Origin of the sequence: Galactobacter sp., assembly GCF_022712295.1 — a bacterium.
Taxonomy (GTDB): domain Bacteria; phylum Actinomycetota; class Actinomycetes; order Actinomycetales; family Micrococcaceae; genus Galactobacter.
Genome location: NZ_JALAGT010000130.1, coordinates 1 through 24169, shown reverse-complemented (window position 1 = coordinate 24169; position 24169 = coordinate 1). Strand labels below are relative to the sequence as shown.

Sequence of the window (24169 nt, the reverse complement as noted above, 5' to 3'; positions counted from 1 at the left end):
GCGCATCGCCGTGGACCTCGTCCACGACCTCAATACATCTTTGTCGCCAACCCGTAGAGGCAACGCCGGAGCAGGAGAATTCGCCATACCCAATTCTCCCAAACCACCAACCATTTAGGAACTAACGACACGCGACACTAGCGGGCAACTGGCGTTCGATTCGTGCGACCCGCATGCGCGCGGATGGGAGCGCTGGACGAAGGAACGCAGCCACCGGATGACCGAGCTGCTGGAGGATCCGAGCCATCACTGGTACCAAACGACCCGCGTCGACGAGTCCAGCGGACTGATCAACTTCTGCGCTCATGAGGTCGATGCCGTAGGACGGGAGCGAAAGGAATGCGATGGCATCCGCCTCCGCGGCGAGGACCGCCTGCGCTCATTACTCACTGCCGGGGGTTGCTCGTCGACGCTGTTTTCGGTGGGTTCGAAGGGGAACCGGCCGCGCAAAGCATCGGGGTACTCGTCTTCACCGCTCACCGCGCGTGAGCTCGAGGGGCTGCCTGACGTTGGTTCTCCATGACAACCCGAGCCGGCGAAATCAATCGTTGAAGCGGAACTCCACCGCATTCCGGCACGGAGCAACGTCTGGGGACGACGTCTCTCAGTGCGGCGCGGCCCCCCGATTCACCAAGTGGCTTCACCATGATCAGGCAGGGGGTGCCCTCTCCCCAGAGTTCGGTCTCCTCGAGCGCGGACGGTCCAGGTCTCCTTGGTCCGAGCGGCCTCGATGTACTCGGCGTTGGACTCAAGGATCCCGAACCACTCCGGGACCGTTGCCAGGAGTCGAGTTACATCGTCGGGGACGGGTCCTCCGGTCTGACTGACCACCCGTTCGGGTCCGGGTTCTCAGCCGGCACGATCACGCGACCTGTAGCGGCGTGATCGAGGCGATCTGCTCTCCCGCCAGGTCCTCCGCACGGTCCAGCTCATAGTGGCTTTGCAGGTTGATCCAGAACTCCGCCGACGTCCCGAAGAACTTCGCGAGCCGGAGCGCGGTGTCTGCCGTGATGCCTCGCTTGCCGTGCACGATCTCGTTGATCCGTCGGGGCGGAACCCCGATCGAGACCGCGAGCTTGTTCTGCGTGAGGCCGAAGCCCTCGATGAAGTCCTCCATGAGGACCTCACCCGGGTGGATCGGCTCGATCCTGTCCGTGGTAGTCAACGATCTGCACCTCCTCCGGTCCGGCGTCGGTCCACGCGAAGCAGATGCGCCATTGGTCGTTGATCCTGATGCTGTGCTGTCCGGCACGATCACCCTTGAGCGCCTCGAGCCGGTTGCCGGGCGGGACGCGGAGGTCCTCAAGAGACTGCGCGGCCCCCACCTGACGCAACTTGCGCAGCGCGACCCGATGGATCCTCGGATCGATCGCCCGCACGCGCTCACGGCGCCACAGCCGTTCGGTCTCCTTGTCGCCGAACGATCTGATCATGCAATCAGATTATAACGGGGAGCGTCATTAACGCTAGACGTTAAACCGGAACTCCACCACGTCCCCGGTTGCTTCGCTTCCCGGCAAAGCCATCCTCAGCAATGGATATGGAAGACCCTGCTCGTCCACATCGCTTCGGCCGACGACGACGAAACCGCGTCGCTGGTAGAACTCGGCAGCCGCCGCGTTCTGCTCGTTGACATCGAGAGTCGTCACGCCATAGTTGGCAACGACAGCGTCCAACAGACCAGAGCCAATCCCGCCACCTCTGTGACTGGCTTCAACGAAGAGCATCTCCAGTTTCGGCCCTGAGACGCCTGCAAACCCTGTGACCGCACCGTCGCGCTCTGCCACGTAAACATCGACCTCTGGCAGGTAGTCCGACTCAAGACGCGATTGAATCTCATCACGGTGCGCCGTAGCCAAGAACTCGTGAGTCGCATCGACAGCGCTCCGCCAGATCTCTACAAGTCTCGGGTACTCACTCGCGCCGTTCACCGGCCGAATATGAGCAGCAGGATCACTACGGTTCAGGCTCACTTCTTCCCTCCTCCAGAGGGTATTCCGCTACGGAACTCCACCACGTCGCCGTCCTTCATGATGTAGTCCTTGCCCTCCATGCGTGCCTTGCCGGCGGCGCGGGCGGCCTGCGTGGAGCCGGCCTCCATGAGGTCCTCGAAGCTGATCACCTCGGCCTTGATGAAGCCACGCTGGAAGTCGGTATGGATGACGCCTGCGGCCTCGGGTGCGGTGGCGCCGATCGGGATGGTCCAGGCGCGAGCCTCCTTGGGGCCTGCGGTCAGGTAGGTCTGCAGGCCGAGGGTCCCGAAGCCTGCCTTGGCCAGCTTCTCCAGGCCGGACTCGTCGTAGCCGGCCTCGTGCAGCATCTCGGTGGCCTCGTCCTCGTCCAGCTCAACGAGCTCGGACTCGAACTGGGCGTCGAGGAACACGGCGGTGGCGGGAGCCACCGACTCGGCCAGGCGAGTCTTGAGCGCCTCGTCGGCCAGGCCCTCGTCGTCCATGTTGAAGACGTAGATGAACGGCTTGGCGGTCAGCAGCTGCAGCGGCTTGAGTTCCTGGAGATCCAGCTTCTCCGAGGCGGCCGCGCTGTAGAGGGTGCGCCCGTCCTCGAGGACCTTCAGTGCCTGCTCAACCGCAGCCACGTGCTCCTTGGAGACCTTCTTGTTGGTCAGTTCCTTCTGCAGACGCGGCAGCGCCTTCTCCACGGACTGCATATCGGCCAGCACCAGCTCGGTGGTGATGGTCTCGATGTCGTCGTCCGGGTCCACGGTTCCGTTGACGTGGATGACGTCGGGGTCGTGGAAGCCGCGGGTCACCTGGCAGATCGCCTCGGCCTCGCGGATGTTGGCCAGGAACTGGTTACCCAAACCCTCTCCCTCGGAGGCACCCTTCACGATGCCTGCAATGTCCACGAAGGACACGGTGGCAGGCACCGTCTTCTCGGAATGGAACAGCTCGGCGAGCTGGTTCAGCCGCTCGTCCGGCAACGGCACCACGCCCACGTTGGGTTCGATGGTCGCGAACGGATAGTTCGCGGCAAGCACCTGTGCCCGGGTCAGCGCATTGAAGAGTGTTGACTTGCCGACGTTGGGCAGTCCGACGATTCCGATAGTAAGAGCCACGGTCCGCTATTCTACCTTCGAAGTGTCCCCCTTGAATGCCCCGGTATCACCCCGAACTGCTGCAAGGATGATGGCATGCCACACGTTTCCGCGCTCTACCGCTACCCCGTCAAGGGCTTCACGCCCGAACCCATGAGTGAACTCACGGTCCAGGACGACGGGCGGATCGCCGGGGACCGGGTCCTGGCGTTCCGATTCGCCAACGCTACGCAGCCCGAGGACCAGAACGGCCTCGACTACTGGCCCAAGGCCAAGGGTCTTGCGCTCATGACCTTTCCCTCACTGGCCCGGCTACGTGTGTCCTTCGACGGAGAGACGCTCACGTTCACTGAGGACGGCGACCTCGTGGTCTCCGCCGGGCTGGACCCCGACGGGCGCCGCGAACTGGCCGACGCGGTGGCCGACTGGATCTTGGCCGGGCCGGACGCACGCCGCCTGCGGAGGCCGGGGCATCTCCCCCTGGTCCTTGTGGGCGACGGCCGCACGTCACGTTTCCAGGACCGCGCACGAGGATTCGTCTCCCTGCATTCTGCGGCCTCCGTCGAGGACCTGGCCGGATGCGCACCGGGCATCCCTGTGGACTCACGCAGGTTCCGGTCCAACGTCGTGGTGGACGACCTTCCCGCTTGGAAGGAGCTGGAGTGGGCGAAAACCGGTGCCGAGATCCGCGTCGGCGACGTGGCACTCACCGCGCAGAAGACCATCGTGAGGTGCAAGGCGATCGAGGCGGATCCAGACACGGGCCTCCGAGAGGCCGACTTACTGACCTCGCTCACGCAAGACCTTGGTCAGCAGGAGCCGACGTTGGGAGCCCTTTTCCTTCCCACACATGCGGGTGGGGTGATCCGCGTGGGAGACGAGGTTTCCTCCCCGATTCCTGCCGTTCCGGCGCCGGCCTGAACCAAACCGGTCGGCCTGAACCAAACCGTCGGGGGCTGGTGGCACGCTGGTTCCATGACCTTCGCTACCGTTCTCTGGGCCGTCCTCCTGCTTCTGGTCGGTGCCGGACTCGGCGTGCTCGGCACGCTGGTGTTCCGACGAATGCACGACGACGGGTCGTTGCGTGAGGCGCGCGACGCCGCCTCGGCGGCGCGGGAGCAGGCCGCCGCAGCACGTGCGCGCGCGGATGCGTTGGAGTCCAGGACCGGAACCGAGGAGTCCCGGCGAGCGCGAGACGAAGCGGTGCTGCGTGCCCTGGGGCCGGTGTCGGAACGACTGGCGAGCATGCAACGCTCCGTGCAGACGCTGGAACGTGACCGGGTGGACCAGTACTCCCAGCTGAACGAACAGCTGCAGCGCGCCGCGCACAACGATGCCGAACTGTTGCGCACCACCACGTCGCTGTCCTCGTCGTTGAGGGACAACGGCAAACGAGGCACGTGGGGCGAGGTCCAGCTCAGGCGTGTGGTGGAGGCCGCCGGCATGCTGCGGCATGTGGATTTCGACGAGCAGGTGGTCGTGGAATCCGGGCGCCCCGACCTCGTGGTGTGGCTTCCAGGCGGGAAGTCCGTAGCCGTGGATGCCAAGGTTCCGCTGGACAAGCTGCTGGAGGCCCACCGGCTGGAGAACGAGGACTCCCCGGAGGCGGCACGGGAGAAGTCCGCCTTGTTGGCGGCCCATGCCAAGGCTCTACGCGCCCACGTGAATGCGCTGGGTGATCGGCGCTATCAGGCCTCTCTCCCCGGATCACCTGATCTGGTGGTGTGTTTCCTGCCCACAGAGTCGGTCTTGTCCGAGGCACTGGCGACGGACGGCGCACTGATGGACGACGCCTTCGCCCGTGGCGTGGTCCTTGCCTCCCCCGCAACTCTGCTGGCCGTGCTGAAGGGGTTGGCGGTGACGTGGCGGCAGGAACTCGTCACCCAGAATGCCCGAGCCCTCTTCGACGAGGCCCAGGAACTGCATCGCCGACTCACCACGCTCTCGAGTCACATGGACAAACTGGGTTCGTCCCTGCGCGCCTCGGTGGAGGGGTACAACAAGTTCGTGGGCGCCCTGCAGTCCAGGGTCGCCCCGAGCCTGCGCCGCATCAACGAGCTGGACCCAGGTCAGCGCGACGACGCCGACGTCCCCTTCGAGTCCAGCCGTCAGATCGAGACGGCGCCTCGGCCCGCACCGGAGAACTTCTGACCGGCGCCCCTCCGACCGCAGCCGCTGGAACAGGCCTACAGGGCATTCAGCCCTCCAGGCCGAACCTCTCCACGGTCGTGTCGATCCACCGCTGCAGGAATTCCTCCCCCGTAGCCCGGAATCCGGGACCGAATTGACCGAAGACCTCGGCGCTGATGACGCCGACCAGCGAGGCCCAGGCCAGGGCGATCTCGGCCGCCGATCCCGCGGTGAGGTCCACACCGAGGTCGGCCAGTCCGTCGAGCAGGGCATGGCTCAGCTGCTCACTTGGAGGCGTCGAAGCATCGTCGGACGTTCGTCCCGATGCGAGCAGCACCGCGAAACGCGCCATCACCTTGGTCCCCGGTCCCGTCGTGGACTCTCTCGGCGCGGCGAACCCCGGCACCGGAGTGCCATAGATCAGTCCCCAACGAGACGGTTCCGTGACGGCCCACCGGCGCATTCCGCGTACCAGTGCGTCGAGTTGCTGTGACGGTGTGGCGGCTCGTCCTTCGGCTTCGAGCGCAACCCGCGCAAGATCCTCGTACGCGTCCACGAGCAACAACGTCAGCAGCTCGTCGCGACTGGCCACATGCCGGTAGATGGCAGACGATGCCACGCCCAGGCCACGCGAAATCTCTCGCACGGAGAGATTCGCTGCTCCCCGTTCCGCGAGCTGTTCGCGCCCCAACCTGAGGATGCCTTCTCGCATCTCGGCGCGGGCCTGCACGTGACTTCTCCTGGGACGGTCCATGCCGTCAGTCTGGCACGGACCGAACGGCTTCAGAGATGTCGACACGCCACTTTGTGAGCACTGCTCTTGAAATGTGCCCGACACTCCCCTACGGTGGTCTCACAACTTCGAGAGCATTGCTCACTATTTAGGAGGAAGTCATGCATTACGTCATCACCGGCGCCGGTCAGATCGGCGCCCAACTGGCAGAGGATCTGGTGCGGGAAGGCCACCGGGTCACCGTCATCAGGCGCGGGGAGCGGGCACCGGCAGAGGGTGCGGAGTTGCTCCGTGGCGACGCGGGTGATCCCGAAATCTTGACCCGTGCGGTACGCGGCGACACAGCCTGCGGCGAACCTGCCGCGGCGATCTTCCACTGCATCCACACCGCCTACGACGTCAAGGCCTGGCGGCGCGATCTCCCCCACCGGGAGGCAGCGGTCATGGACGTCGCAGCCGGCGCCGGCATCCCTGTCGTCTTCCCCGAGTCCGTCTATGCCTTCGGCAAGGGTGCCGAGGAATTGATCGAGGGAGCCCGGATTGCCCCGTGCTCGCCACTGGGTCGGGTACGTGCAGAACTGCTGACGGCCCGGGCAGCGCACCCGGCTCGCACCCTCTCGGTGGTTGCCGCGGACCTGTTGGGTCCCACGGCGTCGGCCGCCACGTCGGTCTTCCTGCAGTTGGTCCTGAACCCCAGCTCCCGTGGCAAGACCGCCTGGGTCATGGGCGATCCCGACGCCCCACGCTCCGTCACCTACATCCCCGATCTCACTCGAGCCATGATCACGGCTGCCCAGCACGCCGACGAACTCGCCCAGGACGGCGACGCCGTCCTCCTCGCACCGTCCACACCTCCCCTCACCCAGCGGGCGATGGCGGCGTCTGCGGCCTCGGCCGCCCACCGAGGCGAGGCCAAGGTCAGGCGACTTCCGTGGGCGCTGTTCTCCGCCGTCGGGCCCTTCAACGCCCAGTTCCGGGAACTGGGCCGCCAGCGTTACCTGTGGGACGCGCCCGCCGTGATGACACCCGGGGTCCTGACCGATCGTTTCGGGCTGCGGTCAACGCCGTGGGAGGAGGTTCTGTCCTCCAGCGCGACCTTGGCAGCCCAACCGGAGGGCTCCGGGATCAGGAGCTGAGGCCACCGATCAACAGCGACACCATCATCGCCACGATGACGGAATTGAAGGCGAAACCGAGGATCACATTGGTGCGGACCACGGTCCATGCCGTGCGCGACCGCACCCGCGCGATGTCCGTACTGCCCATCGCGGAGGCCATCACGGCCAACGTCAGGTAGTCGCCGAAGCGTGCTCCGTCCTCGACCGCCAGTTCGAGATGGTTCACCTCGTCCGAGGACCCCATGGCCAGGCGCAAGTACTCCAAGGCGAATCCGTAAGCCATAAGAGCCCAAGAACACGCCACGATGACGATGCCCATGATGATGTAGAAGGGTTGTTCCCGGTGCGAAGGAGACTGGGCTATCCACAACGTGATGATGATCGCCACGATGGCCCCGCCCATGGTCCAGCTCGAAGGACCCCCGTAGCCCATCACCCGCATCAACACACGACGCCCTCGCTGCTGCTCGGTCCGTGCCGAGACACGCAGCTCCTGGGGCCCTCGCCTGGAGTAGGCAAGGTGGGTCCACACCAGGTAGACCGCGGTGAACGACACCCACATGATCATGTAGAAATCGATGATCAGCGATGCTTCTTCCCGGTCCCCCACCGGTCCTCGCGTCACGGCCAGAATCCAGGCAGCAACCGCACCGACCGCGGTAGCGACCGCTACCGACCAGTTGGCCCTTGAAAGGTCGGTCACATAACGGGTTGCCATGCCCTTGAAATCAGTCCTCGTCCCAGTCGAAGTCATCCTCAGCTGCGGCCTTGCGGCGACGCACGCCGGTGACCACCATCGTCACGATGCCCACCATCATGCAGGCCCCACCCACCAGGCTCAAGGGCACGGAGGCCCCGCGCACCTGGTCGGTGAACACCTCGGCAATCGACCGAATCACCGCGTTGCTGCTGCTCTCGGTCCCGTTCGAGACCATGCCGGCGGCCCCGGCGCCGATCAGCCCCAGGGCGAGTGAGAGGAAACCTGCGGTCACGAACACGATCGCCCGACGTCTGGCCGCCAACAGCGCAAGCAGCAATGAGCCTGCGGCCACCAGGGAGTACACCAGCCAGTGCGCAGACTGGGTCACGGTGAGCGTCAGTATGGGCGTGACCAGCGACATCAGCGGCGAGACGTCGGAGAGGTCCTGCGAGATGCGCCAGGTGAGGTCGGGCTTGCTCTTCACGTCCACACCGACCTTCTTCAAGGCCGCTCCCACATGGTCACCCGCCAGATCCGCGACGGGGTCCAAGACCATCTCGATGTGCCCCGCGCTCTCCTTCCCGCTACGCACCTGGTCGGTGTAGCGCTCACGCGTCAGGTCCAGGACCTGCAGCCAAGCCCTGTCCACCTCGTCGTCCTCGAGCACCCTCTTGGTGGCGGTCTTCGCTGCGGCATCCACTGCGGGCTTGAGTTTCTCCTGGATGACTCCCCCGGGCAAACGCGAGACGATCTGCTCACGGACCTGGGTGGCGACCATGTCCTGCACGCCCTCGTCGTGGATGAGCGGCCCCACGGTGGTACGGACGATCTCCGGTTGCGTCAGCGCCTTGTCCATGGTGTACCCCGCCCAAGCACCGGCACCACAGAAGGCGGCGACAGCGGCAAGCAGAACTGCCAGAACATTGCGCATGATGGTGAGGGTCCTCTTCCTGGCCGGATGCCGGTGTGTCTCGTCGCAACGTGCGGAGCCTGCGGGTCGACGAGCAAACCGTCGGTGAGTCGTAGTGTACTTAAGGCAGCTTGTACACCATGGGAACGGTGAGTCGGCTGCACGGCACATCGACACCAAGCCACGGACACGGAGGAAAACCATGAGCCAGGAACCCCAGGGCCTCGATCCCGATGGCCCGGACCCTGCCAGGACCCTGCCTCCCACCGCGGCTGCCACGACCCCGGACAACCCGTGGCCGTTGTCCTTGCTTGCGCAGAACCTCAAGACACACATCGAGCGTGCTCCCTCCACCTGGATCGAGGGCCAGCTCATCGAGGCCAATCTCCGCAAGGGCGCGGCGTATCTGACCATGCGTGACCTGGAGGTGGACAATTCGCTACCTGTCACCATCTGGGCCAATGTGCTGCGCAACCTGCCCGACCAGCCCGAGGTAGGCTCGCGGGTTGTCGCCCAGGTCAAGCCGAGTTTCTGGCTCAAGGCGGGCCGGCTCTCCATGAACGCCACCGATCTGCGGCCCGTGGGGCTGGGGGACCTTTTGGCGAGGCTGGAACGTCTGCGCCGACAACTTGCCGAGGAGGGCCTGTTCAACGCCGACCGTAAGCGTCCGCTCCCCTTCCTCCCCCAGCGCATCGGCCTCATCACCGGCAGGGACTCCGACGCTGAGAAGGATGTTCTGCGCAATGCCGGCCTGCGTTGGCCGGAGGTGGCCTTCGAAGTGCGTCACACGGCGGTGCAGGGTGTGCATTGCGTCGGTGAGGTCACGGCGGCCATCCAGGAATTGGATGCAGATGCCACCGTGGACGTCATCATCATCGCCCGTGGCGGCGGGTCCCTCGAAGACCTTCTGGGGTTCAGCGACGAACGCGTGGTCCGCGCCGTGTCCGCTGCCCGGACTCCGGTGGTCTCCGCCATCGGCCACGAGGCCGACCGCCCACTCCTGGACGACGTCGCGGATCTCCGTGCCTCCACCCCCACCGATGCGGCCAAACGCGTGGTCCCGGACGTTGGAGAGGAACGTGCAGGGATCGCGGAGGCCAGGCACAGGCTTCGACAGGGACTGGGCCGGCTGCTGGACCGCTCCGCACAAGACCTGAACACTCTTCGCTCCCGGCCGGTCCTCCGCGACCCGTACGGAATGATCTCCACCAGGGACGAGGACCTGACGCGTTTACAGGTGCGGGGTGACTACGCGGTACGTCAGCGGGTATCCCGAGCCGAGGACGAGATTGCCCACCTGTCGGCACGCGTTCGTTCCCTCTCCCCCCAACAGACCTTGGACCGTGGGTATGCGGTCCTCCAGCACGAGGACGGCACCGTCTTGCGGGAGGCGGAGCAGGCTCCTGAAGGCACTCGCGTCACCGCACGATTGGCGCGGGGCCTACTGGCGCTGGATTCTCGTGGGGCACTCCCAGACCAGCTACGCCATCAGAACTGAACACCAACGCATCACCAGATTGACAACCAGCGAGGAGCAGACATGAGCACTCAGGATCAGAACCCCTCGGACACCGGCGCCGCCGGGGCGCAGGGCACGGCAACCCAGGACATCGACCAGCTCAGCTACGAACAGGCTCGAGCGCAGCTGGTGGACGTGGTCCGACGGCTGGAAGCCGGAGGAGCCGGGCTGGAGGAATCGCTGGCCCTGTGGGAGCGTGGCGAGGCCCTGGCCCAGCGGTGTGAGGGCTGGCTGGCCGGAGCCAAGGCCCGGTTGGACGCGGTCCGCGGCAGCGCAGACCCCGAGGGCTCCGCGCCGTCCGCGAACTAGGCCACCCGCTCGCGGACGTCCTCCAAGTACTCCGAGATCCGTCCGATGGCGTCAGCCAGCATCTTCGTGTCCGGCAGGAACACCAACCGGAAGTGGTCGGGTGCCACCCAGTTGAAGCCGGTTCCCTGCGTCACCAGGATCTTCTGCTGCTTGAGCAGATCCAGCGCGAAGAGCTCATCATCCTGAATCGGATAGACCTCCGGATCCAGGCGGGGGAAGAGGTACAACGACCCGTTGGCCGGCTGACACGAGACACCGGGGATGTCATTGAGCATGCGGTGGGCCAGGTTGCGCTGCTCCAGCAGCCGCCCGCCGGGCAGGATCAGGTCATTGATGGACTGGTACCCGCCCAGCGCGGTCTGAATGGCATGCTGCCCGGGCACATTGGCGCACAGGCGCATGTTGGTGAGCATGTTCAGGCCCTCGATGTAGCTCGCGGCCCGGTGCTTGGGACCGGAGATGGCCATCCAGCCGGCTCGGAAACCGCACACGCGGTAAGCCTTGGACAGGCCTGAGAAGGTCAGGGTGACCACGTCGTCAGACAACGCGGCCATGTTGTAGTGCTCCACGCCGTCGTAGGTGATCTTCTCGTAGATCTCGTCTGCGAACACGATGAGGTCGTGCTGGCGGGCCAACTCCAGGATGCCTTCCAGGACGGGCTTGGGGTACACCGCACCGGTCGGGTTGTTCGGGTTGATCACCACGATGCCCTTGGTCCGGGGCGTGATCTTGGAGGCGATGTCCTCCAGATCGGGCATCCACCCTTCCTCCTCCACGCACAAGTAGTGCACGGCCGTTCCTCCGGCCAGGGAGGTCGAGGCGGTCCACAGGGGGTAATCGGGCGCCGGGATCAGTACCTCGTCCCCGTTGTCCAACAAGGCGTTCAGGCTCAGCTGGATCAATTCGGAGACGCCGTTGCCCAGATAGATGTCATCCACGCCGATGGTCTGGATGCCCCTGGTCTGGTAATACTGCGAGACCGCGGTACGCGCGGACATGATGCCGCGCGAGTCGGAGTAACCCTGGGCCTGTGGCAGGTTGCGGATCATGTCCACCAACACGGCATCCGGCGCCTCGAACCCGAACGGCGCAGGGTTGCCGATGTTCAGCTTCAGGATGCGATGTCCCTGGTCCTCCATGCGCTGGGCCTCGTCCAGCACCGGGCCACGGATGTCGTACAGGACGTTGGAGAGCTTGGCCGACTTCTTGATCTCAGACACAGACCCATCTTGTCACCGTAGGGGACGCAGCGGGGACAAAGTGACGTGTGTGGTGCAATGGAACCCATGACCACCTCGGAGGCAAGCAACCCGTCCAACGCCAGAAACACTCACGGACTGGACGAGACGGACAGGGCCATCATCGACCTGTTGAGTGCGGATGCCCGCATGAGCAACGCGGCGCTGGCCGACGCCATCGGAGTGGCGCCCAGCACCGCACTGGTGCGCACGCGTTCCCTCGTGGAACGCGGCATCATCACCGGCTTCAACGCTGCGGTGTCACTTCAGGCGCTGGGCCGCCCGGTACAGGCACTCATTGCAGTGAAGCTGCGCGCCCACGACCGCGACGAGATCGACCGCTTCACCGAGGCCGCACCGAAACTGCCCGACGTATTGGAAATGTTCCATCTCTCCGGCGGCACCGATTACATGCTCAGGATCGCCGTTGCCTCCACGGACGCGCTGCGGGACTGGGTGTTGGACAACCTGACCACGGACGCGTCCGTGGCACACACGGAGACCACCCTGATCTTTGCTCACCACCCGGGTGCGGGTGTGGGATCGCGACACGTCTGACCTCAGAGACATCACCCGGTGGGCACCACGTGACCTCGGCCGGCCTGGTTCCGGTCCGACCGCGTTGCCGGGTGGGATCAGGCGCGACGGCGCTGCAGCACCGCGTCAAGATCCAGTCGCTTGGCCGTCTCGGCGTCGACGATCTCGTCGTCGATGTCCTGGGCCGAAGGCTCGATGTCCCGCGCGTCCGTACCGGTACGCTCCAGCTCGGCGCGATCGCGTTCGGCCTGACGGATACTGGTCACCGACGTGGCCTTCTTCTCCTCGGCCGCTGGCTGTGCCTCCGGCAGTGCACGCTCCACGGGTTCCGCATTGACGTAGGTGGGGGTCGGCACGCCCCTCGGGGACCAAGTGCTCTCCGAGTTCTTGACCGAGGCCTGATCCGTGGTGTCCTGCGGCTCGTGGGACGACCCCTCTGCACCGTCCTGGGCCACGACGTCGGTCTCCGCTCCGGGTTCGACGGCCTCGCCCTCGACGCTTTCGTCCTTGGCCCGCTCGGCCGCGACATCGACGCCGAGTGCAGCCTTGAGCGGCGAATCGACGTCGCTGACCGGTGCCTCGAAATCGAAGGCTTCCTCGGTCACCTTCACCTCAGCAGTCACCTTGACCTGGGGCTCGGAAACCGTCTCTTCCACGGATTCCGCGGCGGTGTCCTCCGAGCCCTCGGCTTCAGAGGCGCGTTCGGTCGGCGCCTGCTCGGCACCGTCCTGACCACTCTGGGCTTCGGGATCCTGTCTGGACTTCTCCGCGAACTCTTCCTCAGGGACGGCGGATTCCGCCCGGGCCCATGCCCTGCGCTTACGGTCGCGAATGGCGGAGGTACGCAGCCCCACGAAGCTCGCAATGACCACGAGGGCACACCCCAGCGGCACCAGGAAGCTCAGGGTCGTGAAGCAGGCCACGACGAAGGTCACGGGCACGGCCACCAGCGCCAGCGCGCCGAGCAGCGCCAGGGACAGCTTGCCCCAACGGATCTTGAACGCCTGATCCTGCGTTGCCATTGGACCCTCCTGGCACATAAAGAGAACGGGAAGCAGATACAGCATTGCCAGCGGTAGCCGACGTCTCAACGTTATCCGGCCAGGACACCGCATCCGCCCAGGCCACGGGGCGTGTCACAAGACGCACGCCATGCGACGATGTCCGCATGTCGCAGAATCCGGATGAGTCGTCGAAGGCGGCCGCACCCGTCCCCGGACCGGGGACCAAAGCCGACGTGAGGCGGACGGTCAGGCGCGAGCGGCGCCGGCGCGCCGCCGTCGGGCACCTCGATACCGACCTGACGGACGCCCATCGGCTGGCCAGGAGTGCGGCCGACGTGGCCGGATTGGTCCCCGGCGTGGAATGTATCGGGGCCTACCTGGCTGCACCCGGGGAACCCGACCCCGCCGAGGCCATCGCGGCGTGGCATGCCGCGGGACTTCGCGTACTCCTCCCCGTTTCCGGGCGAGACCGGGTCCTGGAGTGGGTGGAGTGGACCCCATCGGTGCGGGTCGCGCAGGGCAAGAACGCTCCGGTCCCCGAACCCGTCGGCGCCCAGCCGGCCCAGCCTGCGGATCTGGACCTGGTGGTGGTACCGGCGCTGCAGGTGGGTCATGACGGCACCCGGTTGGGACAAGGCGGCGGCTATTACGACACCTTCCTGGCTGCATACCCGCAGCTGCCCACCGTGGCGTGCGTCTTCGCGGACGAAGTCGTGGCAGCGGTGCCCAGCGATCCTTGGGATGCGACGCTCGACGCGGTCTGGACCGAAGAGGGCGTCCGTCACCTTCCACTGTGACGGCGCTCGCGGGAGGTTGCCGTCACCCGGCGGTAGAATCGCTCCTCGGTGGATGCCCGTTTTCCTGCCATCCGCAGCATCGTTGGGACATCCACACTCACTTCAACGCACAACCGACGCAAGGTTCTCATGCCTACCTACGAATACGCCTGCAAGGACTGCGGGCACCACTTCGACATCTTCCAGAGCTTCGACGAGGACTCCCTCACGGTGTGCCCGCAGTGCCAGGGCCACCTGCGCAAGAAGTTCAACTCGGTCGGCGTGGTCTTCAAGGGTTCCGGCTTCTACCGCAACGACTCGCGCTCCACCAGCACCAGCTCCGACGCGCCCGCCGCGACGAAGTCCGCCGCGGAGTCCTCGACCCCGGCTGCGTCCTCCGCGGCTGCGTCCTCCGCGGCTGCGTCCTCTGTGTCCTCCGCACCCGCGGGCAAGGCGGCGGCCGCAGGCGACTGAATTCGCCGGACACGTCCTCCCCTGAGGGCGTGTCGTCCACAGCCGAGGACTGTTCCCCCACCGGGCGGACGGCGTCGGGATCACACTGGTTGGCATGTTCACCAGGACCCGCGTTCCACGGAACCCCCAGCGCTCCGACCGGCACCATGATCGGCTCCCGGCCCGCAGCCGGCCGCCGTCACAGCAGCCGCTGCGTCGAAGCCCCTCACAATTCGTGAGCAGGTACCGACGCCTGTTCCTCGCTGCTCTCGTGTTCGTTGCCGTCGCGGCAGGATTGCGGGCGCTGGCACCGGACGCCGGGCCCACCTATGCAGCGCAGGCCCCTGTCCGTGACCTCCCTGCCGGACACGTCCTGACCGGAGCGGACCTGACCACGGTGAGGATCAGTGGGGATTCCGACCTGGAACCGGCCGACGCCACCGCTTTGGTAGGTAAGACTCTTTCGCTTCCCTGGCCGCGCGGGATCCCGATTCATCTGCAGGCACTCTCCGGGGCCGATCCCGCCCGTCACCTGCCTGCGGGTCAGGTCGCGGTGGGCTTGCAGCCGGGACGCGGCACGCCGGTGGGTTTCATTCGCGCAGGCGACCAGGTGGACGTGATCGTCACGCAGGGCGATTCCGCCAAGGAACAACGTAATGTCACGGTGGCCAGGGCAGCCCGCGTGTTGTCAGTGAGCGGGGCAGACGGCACCGAGCAGCCGAGTTGGGCCTCCGGTGGGACGGCCGAGGATCCCGTGATCGTCGTGGCTGTTCCGCGCGCGGATGCCGCCACGCTGTCCTCGGCTCCGCGACGCGGCCCGATCTCCTTGGTGGTCAGCGGCTGATCCTCGGTCCAACGCTGTCCAACGAACTGAGGATCAACCCAGCGCCGGCCATCAACCCCAGTGCTGGCCATCAACCCCAGCTCTGGCGATCAACCCCAGTGCGGCGGGCGTTGTTCCCGGAACCACGCCGCCCTGGAATCCTCGGCCTGAACCTTGGCCTGGTCCTCACTGGCCGGCGACCCACCCCGCCCGGCGTCGGTGGCATCAGAGCCAGTATGACCCGGCGTTCCGGTCAGAGCCTGAGCCTCGGCCTCTCGGTCCGCCTGCCGCGTGAGCCAACCGTCCACATCTCCCGTGGCCGGCTGCCCGGGAAGATGAGTTGGCTGAGCCTCGTAACGCCGAGAGCCACGGTGCCGTCTCCCGGTCATGATTCCGGCTTTTCCTCCGGGACGGCAGTGGCATCGTGCCTGCCGCGCGGCGTGAGGACGCCGGCCTTGGACGCAATCCGTCTGGCCACGGAGGCCGGGTCCGAGAACACGTCGATGGTCCAGACCTGCACCGGATTCCAACCGCGCAGGTGAAGTTCCGTTGGACGCACCCGCGAGCGTTCCCGCACTGCGGCCTGGGCATAGTCGTCGGACCCATCGCAGACCACGGCAACCGGTTTCGCGGTGCTTCCGGCGGGAGGCGCCACGGCCAGGTCGATCCCGTAACCCTGTCCTACCCCGACTTCGAGTCCCCAGGCCCGCAAACGTTCGGCAAGGTCCCGCAGCAGCGTGTCCGACGGGGTCACCTGGGTGTCGATATCTCGTGACACGGCCGCGGCCACTCCGCCGTCGTGGCTCAGTGACTCAAGCACGGCGTGAATCAGGGCGGCTCCGTGCTGCAACCGGGCCGGGTCCAATTCGTCGGCACCGAAGGCGCTGATCACCGTCACGTCCTCGCGACCGATTCCCAAGGTGGCCGTGACCGCGCGGGCGCCCGCCGCCGTCCCCAGCCTGCCCAGGTCGTGGACAGGACGGCCATGTGCGGTACGCGCATAGCCCAACGTGAAGATCAGCGCATCGCGGCGCAACCCGGACACGCGTTCCGCGCTGGTCACCACGAACGGCTCGTCACGGCGCTGGATGGCGGCCTGGGCCTCCGGGTGCGAGGGAAGGGCCTTCCCCACGGCCTTGGCCACGGCCCTGGCGTGCTCTGAATTGCCCGCCACCACGGCCAGTGACCGCTCTGGGTGCTGTTCCAGGGATTCGAAGACCTTGGCCACCACGACCTCCACCTCGGCCTTGGTGGTCATGGAACCTGCCTGCCCACCGGTGGCCATGGCACCGTCCACCAGGATGACGCGGGCGCTCTGCCCCTCACTCCCCAAGGGGACAGCGCTCAGGCCACTCTCGTACCGAGTGGAGAGTGCAGCGACCAGACGTTCGTCGGTCAGACGATGGACTCGCGACAGGCTCCGGCACGGCGTGACGGACGCCAGTGCGTCGAACGTGCTGATCGGCGTCGACGTCCGGTGGGAGGCCTCCCCCGGATCCACCGAGACATTCAGTGGCCGCGGTGTGCCTGCCTGCGGGTCACCGATGGCCAGCACCTGCGGTGAACGGGCCACGGCGCTGAGCCCACCCACCAGGGACAGGGACTCGGCGTCGAGGATGATGGTCGCGTCGAACCGGGCATTGGTCGGCAGCGCGGTGGGCAGATAGAGAGGGGCACCCACCCACACCGGCACCAACGCTCCGGTGAGATCCGGCGATATGGCGCACAGTTCCGCGATCTCCGGATCACCGATCTTCAGCAGGGCTCGCAGATCCCGGGCGCCGACACGATGGTCCACGATGGCGCCGGCCCAGCGGTGGGCCAACGCTGACCGCACCCGCTCGGCGCCGCCTCCGACGTGTTTGGCATCGGCGCGGCCGTACTCCCGCTGGATCTGGGACAGGGTGGCCCCGTCCTGGATGGCCAGGAAATCGTCACCGGAGACCATGGCCTCCAGCACCGACTGCCACCACGCCTGTTCCACCTCGGCGTCGATCATGTGACGGGCCACCTGGCGGGTCTCGAAATCATCGAGAAGCTCCCCCAGCCCCTGTTCGCGCAGTTCCCGCAGAAGGATGGTGCGCTCGGGGAGGGTCTCCAAGTCCGCTTCCGTTCCGGCCAGTTCCTCGAGCCTGCGGTCCAGAGCGGGCAGCGCCAGCTTGGTCAGCACGGACTCGTCCGTACCCTCAGGCAGCAGCCGTTCCAGTTCCTGAAGCCGTCCGAGCACCTGCCGATACGTGTTCAGGACCGCCTCGAGCCCAGACGGGACGGACGGGTAGCGGTGGTCCGTGGCCAGCACGCTCCAAGCCTCGCGCTGCGCCTTGACCTGCATCAGGGCGGCGTGCAGGTCCTCCACGTGGACGCCCGGACGCACGTATTCCTTGGCGACTCGACGCAGCCGCGAACGCGTCACGGAACTCATCTCGATGCCACGCTCGCGGCGCCATGTGGCGGTGGCACTTGCCGCGATGAGGTCGTCCACCTCTTTGTCGAACACGTCCGGCTCGAACTGATCGAGGCTCCGGCGCACGTCCACGAGCAGGCGCAGGGTCTTACCCCATTGCGAGAACGTCTTCACCGGCTTGATCCGGGTCGCCTTGGCGATGGCTTCCAACCGCTCGCGCAGCGGCGGTAGGTCCTTGGCCAGCCCGGTCACCAGGGTGACGGCCGCTTCGGCCTCACCACGGTGGGAGAGCCGTGACCCGTACCAGGGGCTGCGCTTGGTGGCCGCGTCGAAGGCTCCGAGATCGGAGGCCCGTTCCAGCTGCTCCACCACCGGCGCGCGACGGGGCATGGCATCGAGCACGGAACGCTTCAGGCGAACGCGGGTGGCAGGGGCAGGCACCTGCGCTGTGACCCTGGCCAGTTCTCGCATGGCCTGCAGCGGAGAAGCATTCCAGCGAGGGCGCACCGAACGCAGGGAGCGCACGTGTTCCACGAGCGAGACCCTGCGGTCCCGCAGTACCGCATCGTTGGAGGAGGTGTCCGACCGCTTGGCGCGTTCGTTGCGCAGCACGGATCGCACCAGCCCTGCCCGAAGGGTGTCGGCACTGGTGTCTCGACGCATGTTCACCACGAGCGAGTCCAGCCCGACCCTGGCCATGGAGCCGATGAAATCCTGCACGGACTGTTCCCGTTCCGCGACCACCAGCACCCGTTTGCCGGCCGCGGCCAGGCGAGCTGCCGCATTGACCGCCAAGGTGGTGGAACCTGTTCCGGCGGGCGCGGTCACCGTGACCGATCGTCCGGCAGACACCATTTCGAGGACGTCGTACTGCGACTCGTCCGCGTCCAGGACCACGAGTTCGTCCGCCGGATCGCGCAGGTCGCTCGGAACGCTCATGACGTCGTCGCGCAGGGTCTCCGCGATGCCCGTGTCCGGGCTGGTGGCGGGCTCCGCGGCGCCGTCGGCGCCCTCGCCCTCATGCCCGACGGCGGTCTCCTGGGTCTCGCCGTCCGCATCCTCGGTGGCGACGTCGTTCCCGGAGGAGGCCCCGTCCGGGGCTACGTCCTCGGACGACTCCTCCGGCGCGGAAGTCTCCTCCACCGCGGTGCGTCCTGCGCGGCTGCGCCGCCCCGGACGCACAGTGTCGTCGCCCACGGTGTCCATGAGAGCCGAGATGATGGGGTGGTCGCCGGAGACGACCTCCGGATCGGCAGGGTCGGCCACGTCAGCGAAGGTGGAAACCACCATGCGGTCGGCCACCACGAGGCCGGGCACGTCCCTCAGGGCCTCACGCAGCACCGCGATGGGACCAGAAGGGTCGAACCTTGCGGTCATGTAGGCGGAATCCAGCAGCTCGTCAGCAGAGACCTTGACGCCGAAGGTGTGCATCAGGTGCCGCAGCAGTGCCTGGTTGGGGCGGCAGCGTTCAACGAGCTGGAATTCCTCGTCGTCCACGCCGTCACGACGTTCGCAGGAGACGTGCCCGAGCATCACGGGTGCGGAGTGGAAGTCGTTCCCACCGGTGCGCAGCGTGCGCCAGGTCAACAGCCCCGTGGCGAGGTAGCCGACCTCGATGCCGCGCTGCTGCGCCACATCGGAGACGGTGGAGGAGATGGCGCGAGCGGTACGACGAGCGGCGGTGTACTGGACGGGGTCACGCAGGAGCGTGGACAGGCGCGTGCGGCGGCCCGAGAGCAACTGGGCCAACCCGGAGGGATGGGCGTGCGTCAACTCCACGGAATTGCGTGGGGTGGGCACAAAGTGCAGCAGGGAGTCGCCTCCCCCTGGTCCAAGGGACTGAACCCACGCACCGAAGCGTGCGTCCTGACCGGTTTGTTCGTTCACGATGCCTCTCGTGTCCTTTCTGACCGGGCCGTCACCGACACGTGCGCACCCGTTCGCCTCTGCCCTCAACCGTAGTGGACCGCCCGGCCCTCACTCGGGAAATTGCCCCCTACACGCCGCGAGCGGCATACCTCCTGGTGTCCCAGGACGTACGCCGCCCGCCAGAACGCTGATGCGTTCACTCCCATTCGATGGTTCCCGGTGGCTTGGACGTCACGTCAAGCACCACGCGGTTGATTCCATCCACCTCATTGGTGATGCGGTTGGAGATCTTGGAGAGCAGGTCGTAAGGAAGTCGCGACCAGTCGGCCGTCATGGCGTCCTCGGAGGAAACGGGTCGCAGAACCACCGGGTGGCCGTAGGTGCGACCGTCGCCCTGGACGCCCACGGAGCGCACGTCGGCCAGCAGCACCACCGGCATCTGCCAGACCTCGCGGTCCAGGCCTGCAGCGGTGAGTTCTGCGCGGGCGATCGCGTCGGCGCGACGCAGCAGGTCAAGGCGATCGCGGGTGACCTCACCGATGATGCGGATACCCAGGCCGGGGCCGGGGAAGGGCTGGCGGTGGACGATCTCGTCCGGCAGACCCAGTTCGGTACCGACCGCCCGGACCTCGTCCTTGAAGAGGGTGCGCAGCGGCTCCACGAGTTCGAACTCGATGTCGTCGGGCAGGCCGCCCACGTTGTGGTGGCTCTTGATGTTAGCGGTGCCTTCGCCGCCGCCGGACTCCACCACGTCGGGGTACAAAGTGCCCTGCACCAGGAAGGCGACATCCTCGCCCTCCGACTCGGCGATGATGTCCGCCTGCGCACGCTCGAAGGTGCGGATGAACTGCTCACCGATGATCTTGCGCTTGGCCTCGGGATCGGTGACCCCTGCCAGCTCTGACAGGAACACGTCCGAAGCGTCGATGACCTTGAGGACGGCCCCACCGTGCGCGGTACCGAAGGCCTTCTCGATCTCGGCCGACTCGTCCTGACGCATCAGGCCATGGTCCACGTAGACGCAGGTGAGCTGGTCACCGATCGCCCGCTGAACCAGGGCTGCCGCGACGGCGGAGTCGACGCCACCGGACAGCGCGCAGATGGCGCGCTTGGAACCGACCTGAGCGCGGATGCGCGCCACCTGGTCCTCGACGATGTTGCCCGCATTCCACGTGGGCTCGAGGCCGGCGCCGCGGTAGAGGAAGTTCTCCAGCACGGTCTGGCCGTACTCGGAGTGCTTGACCTCCGGGTGCCACTGCACGCCGTAGAGGTGTGAGGCGTCGTTCGCGAAGGCGGCGACGGGGGCGCCTTCGGAGCTGGCCAGGACGGAGAATCCCTCGGGGGCTTCGGTGACGGAGTCGCCGTGGCTCATCCAGGTGACCTGGTCGGCCGGGATGCCCTCGAAGAGGCAGGAGGTCTGGTCCGTCGAGGCCACGCCGGTGGAACCGTATTCGCGTTGGCCGGTCTTGGAGACCGTGCCGCCCAGGGCGCGCGCCATGGCCTGGAAGCCGTAGCAGATCCCCAGGGTCGGGACCCCGGCCTGGAACAGATCCGGTCCCACCTGCGGTGCACCGTCCGCGTACACGGAGGACGGACCGCCGGACAGGATGATGGCTGCGGGGTTCTTGGCGAGGATCTGCTCGGTCGTGGCGGTGTGCGGCACGATCTCCGAGTAGATGTTGGCCTCGCGGACGCGGCGGGCGATCAACTGGGCGTACTGGGCGCCGTAGTCGATCACGAGCACCGGTCGTTGCTCAGTTGCGGGAGTGGAAGTCACGGATCAAACCTTAGTCGAAGCGGAAAACAAAGACGTATGTGAGTCGTCAGTAGCGGCGGATGGCTTCGGGGTGAGCGGCCAGTTCGGCCATCACCTGCTTGTGCACCTTGGCCTCCATGAAGAAGGAAAGGAAGGGCACCACGCCACCCAGGGCGATGGCGATGAACTGCCCCAGTCCCCAGCGCATCCGGGACCACAACAGGAACACGGCCAGCAGGTACACCACGTAGAGCCAACCGTGGGCGATCAGCACTGCGATGGAGATGTTGAACCCGTCGATGATCTCCCCGTCGGCCGCCAGGGACAGCACGTTGGAGCCGCCGGCCAGGTCGGTGCCACCCGCGTAGAGGAACACGTCGAAGCCATATCGGAGGATCATTTCCACCACGAGCAGGAGCAGCATGACGCCGGTGATCCAGGCCGCGATCTTGTAGAACACGGCGGCGGCACGGATCTGCTGGTGGGTTCCGGCAAAGGAACGGCGTTTGCGCTCGGGACGGGGATCGTCCTCCGCTGCAGGAAGGTCTGCCGGATCTGGCAAGTTCTGACTCATCGATTCTCCGTAGTGGGGTGCTCAGGATCTGCGGCACCGGGTTCATGATCTGTGGAGCGCGCGGCCAGTCGCTCACGTGCCGCTTGCCTGGCCTCCCAGGCGGCCAGATCCGCCTGGTACTCGTCCTCACGCGACTTGTCGTCGGCCACCAGCCGCCACCAGACGAACAGGGCCAGTCCAGCGAAGACGACCCATTCGAGTCCGTAGAAGACGTTCAGCCAGTTCAGGTTGGTCTCATCCGGCTGCGGGCCCACCTTCACGGTTTCGAGGCCGGCCGACGCCGCTGAGACGTCGGTGCCGTCCTGGGTAGTGGCGGTGAAGGCCACGACGAAGCCTGCGTAACTGTCGCGGTCCCAGACGTTGGCCAGGCGAGCCGCGGACAGATCCGGGTAGCCATCCTCGGACGCGTCCCGGTTGGGGGTCTCGGTCGGCGCCTCGGAGGGCAGCAAGCGACCCTCGATGTCGACGCTGCCCTTGGGCAGGGACTCGGGTGCCTCGGCCTTCTCCTCCCAGCCGCGCACCACGGGGATGACATTGTCATCCGGGGCGCCGTCCGGTTGGAAGGCCGCGACCACCCAGTAGCCCTCGATGTCGTTGCGCAGTCGGTTGTTGACCAGCACGGCCGAATCGGGAACGAAGCGACCGGACATGGTCACCACCTGGTCGGCGTCGGGGACGTACATGTCGCGGCCGGGCTGGAAGTGATCGGTGAGCGCGACCGCGGTCTCCGTGTCCCGATTCGGGTCCACTGTGCGGGTCTCAGACTGTCCGAACTGCCATCTGGAGAGCAGAACGAAAACGCACGCCAACAGCAGACAACCCACCAAGGTCAGGATCCACTTGGGTTTCAGGGCGGTCTTCAGCACGCCAACCAGTCTACGGCCCGTAGAAGACACGTGTGGGCCGGGTGTGACGTGACTCCCGGCCCACAGCGCACGGAAACGCGTCAGGAAGCCGTGTACGGGCTCAGGACCATATCCACCTTCTGGAAGGACTTCAGGTCCACATAGCCGGTGGTGGCCATGGACTTGCGCAGCATCCCGGCCAGGTTGGAGGTCCCGTCGGTGTGGTGGGACGGGCCGTGAAGGACCTGCTCCATGGGGCCCACCGTGCCGACCTTCACACGGTCACCGCGAGGAAGTTTCTCGTGGGAGGCCTCCATCCCCCAGTGCCAACCGCGGCCGGGGGCCTCCTCCGCCCGGGCAAGGGCGGTACCCAGCATGACGGCATCGGCGCCGCAGGCCAGGGCCTTGACGATGTCGCCGGACGTGGACACGCCGCCGTCGGCGATGACGTGGACGTAGCGGCCGCCGGACTCGTCCAGGTACTCCGACCGAGCCGCTGCTACGTCAGCGATGGCCGTGGCCATGGGGACGTGGACGCCCATGGCCCTCCGCGTGGTTCCGGTGGCGCCGCCACCGAAGCCCACCAGCACGCCCGCGGCACCGGTGCGCATCAGGTGCAGGGCCGGGGTGTAGCCGGCCGCGCCACCGACGATCACGGGCACATCGAGTTCGTAGATGAACTGCTTCAGGTTCAACGGTTCGTGGTGTGAGGAGACATGCTCGGCCGACACCGTGTTACCGCGGATCACAAAGAGTTCGACGCCGGCCTCGAGCACCGTCTTGTAGTGTTCCTGGATCCGCTGAGGCGTCAGCGAACCCGCCACCACCACGCCGGCCTCCCGGATCTGCTCAAGCCGAGCCTTGATCAGTTCAGGACGGATGGGCGCTGCCAGAAGTTCCTGCAGACGACGCGTGACCTTGGGGTCCGCACCGCGCTCACGCTCGGATTCGAGCGAAGTGATCTCCTTCAGGACGGCCTCTGCGTCCTCGTGGCGGGTCCAGATCCCCTCGAGGTTCAGCACGCCGAGCCCACCCAGGCGACCCAGGGTGATAGCGGTTTCCGGGCTCATCACGGAATCCATCGGGGCGCCGATGAACGGGGTGTCGAAAGTGTAGGCATCGATCCGCCAGGACGTGGAGACGTCCTCGGCATCCCTGGTGCGACGGTTGGGGACGATGGCCACATCGTCCAGGGCCCAGGCCTGCCGGGCGCTCTTGAATCGGCCGATCTCGATGTCGTTGTTCACCGGTTCAGCCTACCAACCAACTTCCCTCGGGGAGCAGGCCGTGACGTGGCGACGATGTGGCGCCTGCGGCGCAACGGACGACGGGAGGTGACCGGATCCGCGGAGCCGGGCCCCTCCCGTCGGGCATGCGTGGACCGCCCGGAGGGGCCGCCACGTAAGGGGGGGTAGT

The 24169-nt window shown here is 66.5% G+C and carries 25 protein-coding genes; 10 read left to right on the top strand and 15 right to left on the bottom strand.

Annotation, left to right across the window (positions count from 1 at the left end; genetic code table 11):
- The first annotated feature begins 217 nt into the window (after positions 1 to 217).
- Positions 218 to 523 (top strand): hypothetical protein, encoded by a 306-nt coding sequence (locus Q0A15_RS09755; protein WP_291279338.1) that lies wholly within the window; start codon positions 218 to 220, stop codon positions 521 to 523.
- 339 nt (positions 524 to 862) lie between these two features.
- On the opposite strand, the gene Q0A15_RS09750 is transcribed toward Q0A15_RS09755, so the two are convergent.
- Genes Q0A15_RS09750 through ychF form a run of 4 tightly spaced genes read right to left on the bottom strand, consistent with a single transcriptional unit; the run spans position 863 to position 3076 of the window.
- Positions 863 to 1165 carry a HigA family addiction module antitoxin gene (locus Q0A15_RS09750; protein WP_291279337.1) on the bottom strand — a complete coding sequence of 101 codons (303 nt, stop codon included), beginning with the start codon at positions 1163 to 1165 and terminating at the stop codon, positions 863 to 865.
- Entirely contained in the window at positions 1125 to 1433 is a 309-nt protein-coding gene (locus Q0A15_RS09745; RefSeq protein WP_291279336.1) for a type II toxin-antitoxin system RelE/ParE family toxin, read from the bottom strand. Before Q0A15_RS09745 ends, Q0A15_RS09750 begins: the two co-directional genes overlap by 41 nt.
- Before the next feature lie 33 nt (positions 1434 to 1466).
- The gene (locus tag Q0A15_RS09740) at positions 1467 to 1973 is read right to left on the bottom strand and encodes a GNAT family N-acetyltransferase (protein WP_291279335.1); all 507 of its coding nucleotides are present in this window, start codon (positions 1971 to 1973) and stop codon (positions 1467 to 1469) included.
- Positions 1970 to 3076: a redox-regulated ATPase YchF gene (gene ychF / locus Q0A15_RS09735; protein ID WP_291279334.1), complete on the bottom strand. Its 1107-nt coding sequence runs from the start codon at positions 3074 to 3076 to the stop codon at positions 1970 to 1972. The genes Q0A15_RS09740 and ychF overlap by 4 nt, the downstream gene beginning before the upstream one ends.
- A gap of 75 nt (positions 3077 to 3151) precedes the next feature.
- On the opposite strand from ychF, the gene Q0A15_RS09730 reads away from it, so the two are divergent.
- Together Q0A15_RS09730 and Q0A15_RS09725 are read left to right on the top strand one after the other, a co-directional pair.
- The gene (locus Q0A15_RS09730; RefSeq protein ID WP_291279333.1) at positions 3152 to 3976 is read left to right on the top strand and encodes an MOSC domain-containing protein; all 825 of its coding nucleotides are present in this window, start codon (positions 3152 to 3154) and stop codon (positions 3974 to 3976) included.
- 54 nt (positions 3977 to 4030) lie between these two features.
- A complete protein-coding gene (locus tag Q0A15_RS09725; protein ID WP_291279332.1) occupies positions 4031 to 5206 on the top strand; it encodes a DNA recombination protein RmuC in 1176 nt (391 codons plus the stop codon).
- A 46-nt stretch (positions 5207 to 5252) separates the two neighbouring features.
- Here the strand turns inward: Q0A15_RS09725 and Q0A15_RS09720 are convergent, their stop codons facing one another.
- Complete coding sequence (locus tag Q0A15_RS09720; RefSeq protein ID WP_291279331.1) at positions 5253 to 5915, bottom strand: TetR/AcrR family transcriptional regulator; 663 nt, start codon at positions 5913 to 5915, stop codon at positions 5253 to 5255.
- A 164-nt stretch (positions 5916 to 6079) separates the two neighbouring features.
- Between Q0A15_RS09720 and Q0A15_RS09715 the strand changes: the two genes are divergently transcribed.
- On the top strand, positions 6080 to 7054 hold the full coding sequence (locus Q0A15_RS09715) for an NAD-dependent epimerase/dehydratase family protein (RefSeq protein WP_291279330.1): 975 nt from the start codon (positions 6080 to 6082) through the stop codon (positions 7052 to 7054).
- Here Q0A15_RS09715 and Q0A15_RS09710 read toward each other — a convergent pair.
- A complete protein-coding gene (locus Q0A15_RS09710) occupies positions 7044 to 7754 on the bottom strand; it encodes a DUF1345 domain-containing protein (RefSeq protein WP_291279329.1) in 711 nt (236 codons plus the stop codon). The two genes, Q0A15_RS09715 and Q0A15_RS09710, sit on opposite strands and share 11 nt — an antisense overlap.
- A gap of 10 nt (positions 7755 to 7764) precedes the next feature.
- Positions 7765 to 8667 (bottom strand): hypothetical protein, encoded by a 903-nt coding sequence (locus Q0A15_RS09705; RefSeq protein ID WP_291279328.1) that lies wholly within the window; start codon positions 8665 to 8667, stop codon positions 7765 to 7767.
- A 181-nt stretch (positions 8668 to 8848) separates the two neighbouring features.
- Between Q0A15_RS09705 and xseA the strand changes: the two genes are divergently transcribed.
- Positions 8849 to 10144: an exodeoxyribonuclease VII large subunit gene (gene xseA / locus Q0A15_RS09700; RefSeq protein WP_291279327.1), complete on the top strand. Its 1296-nt coding sequence runs from the start codon at positions 8849 to 8851 to the stop codon at positions 10142 to 10144.
- A 42-nt stretch (positions 10145 to 10186) separates the two neighbouring features.
- Positions 10187 to 10474 (top strand): exodeoxyribonuclease VII small subunit, encoded by a 288-nt coding sequence (locus tag Q0A15_RS09695; protein WP_291279326.1) that lies wholly within the window; start codon positions 10187 to 10189, stop codon positions 10472 to 10474.
- Here Q0A15_RS09695 and Q0A15_RS09690 read toward each other — a convergent pair.
- Positions 10471 to 11694, bottom strand: coding sequence for a pyridoxal phosphate-dependent aminotransferase (locus tag Q0A15_RS09690; RefSeq protein WP_291279325.1), 1224 nt, complete (start codon positions 11692 to 11694; stop codon positions 10471 to 10473). The two genes, Q0A15_RS09695 and Q0A15_RS09690, sit on opposite strands and share 4 nt — an antisense overlap.
- Before the next feature lie 66 nt (positions 11695 to 11760).
- Between Q0A15_RS09690 and Q0A15_RS09685 the strand changes: the two genes are divergently transcribed.
- Positions 11761 to 12270 carry an Lrp/AsnC family transcriptional regulator gene (locus tag Q0A15_RS09685; RefSeq protein WP_291279324.1) on the top strand — a complete coding sequence of 170 codons (510 nt, stop codon included), beginning with the start codon at positions 11761 to 11763 and terminating at the stop codon, positions 12268 to 12270.
- A 77-nt stretch (positions 12271 to 12347) separates the two neighbouring features.
- On the opposite strand, the gene Q0A15_RS09680 is transcribed toward Q0A15_RS09685, so the two are convergent.
- Positions 12348 to 13271 (bottom strand): hypothetical protein, encoded by a 924-nt coding sequence (locus Q0A15_RS09680; protein WP_291279323.1) that lies wholly within the window; start codon positions 13269 to 13271, stop codon positions 12348 to 12350.
- 146 nt (positions 13272 to 13417) lie between these two features.
- On the opposite strand from Q0A15_RS09680, the gene Q0A15_RS09675 reads away from it, so the two are divergent.
- The 3 genes from Q0A15_RS09675 (at position 13418) to Q0A15_RS09665 (ending at position 15326) form a co-directional block, all read left to right on the top strand.
- Positions 13418 to 14050, top strand: a complete 633-nt coding sequence (locus tag Q0A15_RS09675) for a 5-formyltetrahydrofolate cyclo-ligase (protein WP_291279322.1) — start codon at positions 13418 to 13420, stop codon at positions 14048 to 14050.
- Positions 14051 to 14179: 129 nt separating this feature from the next.
- Positions 14180 to 14503 (top strand): FmdB family zinc ribbon protein, encoded by a 324-nt coding sequence (locus tag Q0A15_RS09670; protein WP_291279321.1) that lies wholly within the window; start codon positions 14180 to 14182, stop codon positions 14501 to 14503.
- A gap of 214 nt (positions 14504 to 14717) precedes the next feature.
- A complete protein-coding gene (locus Q0A15_RS09665) occupies positions 14718 to 15326 on the top strand; it encodes an RcpC/CpaB family pilus assembly protein (protein WP_291279320.1) in 609 nt (202 codons plus the stop codon).
- An 89-nt stretch (positions 15327 to 15415) separates the two neighbouring features.
- On the opposite strand, the gene Q0A15_RS09660 is transcribed toward Q0A15_RS09665, so the two are convergent.
- The 6 genes from Q0A15_RS09660 to Q0A15_RS09635 form a co-directional block, all read right to left on the bottom strand.
- Entirely contained in the window at positions 15416 to 15694 is a 279-nt protein-coding gene (locus Q0A15_RS09660; protein WP_291279319.1) for a hypothetical protein, read from the bottom strand.
- Positions 15691 to 19596: a DNA helicase gene (locus tag Q0A15_RS09655; RefSeq protein ID WP_291279318.1), complete on the bottom strand. Its 3906-nt coding sequence runs from the start codon at positions 19594 to 19596 to the stop codon at positions 15691 to 15693. Before Q0A15_RS09655 ends, Q0A15_RS09660 begins: the two co-directional genes overlap by 4 nt.
- A 178-nt stretch (positions 19597 to 19774) precedes the next feature.
- Positions 19775 to 21322 (bottom strand): glutamine-hydrolyzing GMP synthase, encoded by a 1548-nt coding sequence (gene guaA / locus Q0A15_RS09650; protein ID WP_291279339.1) that lies wholly within the window; start codon positions 21320 to 21322, stop codon positions 19775 to 19777.
- Between the two features lie 79 nt (positions 21323 to 21401).
- On the bottom strand, positions 21402 to 21908 hold the full coding sequence (locus Q0A15_RS09645) for a DUF3817 domain-containing protein (RefSeq protein WP_291279317.1): 507 nt from the start codon (positions 21906 to 21908) through the stop codon (positions 21402 to 21404).
- Positions 21905 to 22774, bottom strand: a complete 870-nt coding sequence (locus Q0A15_RS09640; protein ID WP_291279316.1) for an SURF1 family protein — start codon at positions 22772 to 22774, stop codon at positions 21905 to 21907. The genes Q0A15_RS09645 and Q0A15_RS09640 overlap by 4 nt, the downstream gene beginning before the upstream one ends.
- Positions 22775 to 22854: 80 nt before the next feature.
- Positions 22855 to 24000 carry a GuaB3 family IMP dehydrogenase-related protein gene (locus Q0A15_RS09635; protein ID WP_291279315.1) on the bottom strand — a complete coding sequence of 382 codons (1146 nt, stop codon included), beginning with the start codon at positions 23998 to 24000 and terminating at the stop codon, positions 22855 to 22857.
- Positions 24001 to 24169: the final 169 nt, after the last annotated feature.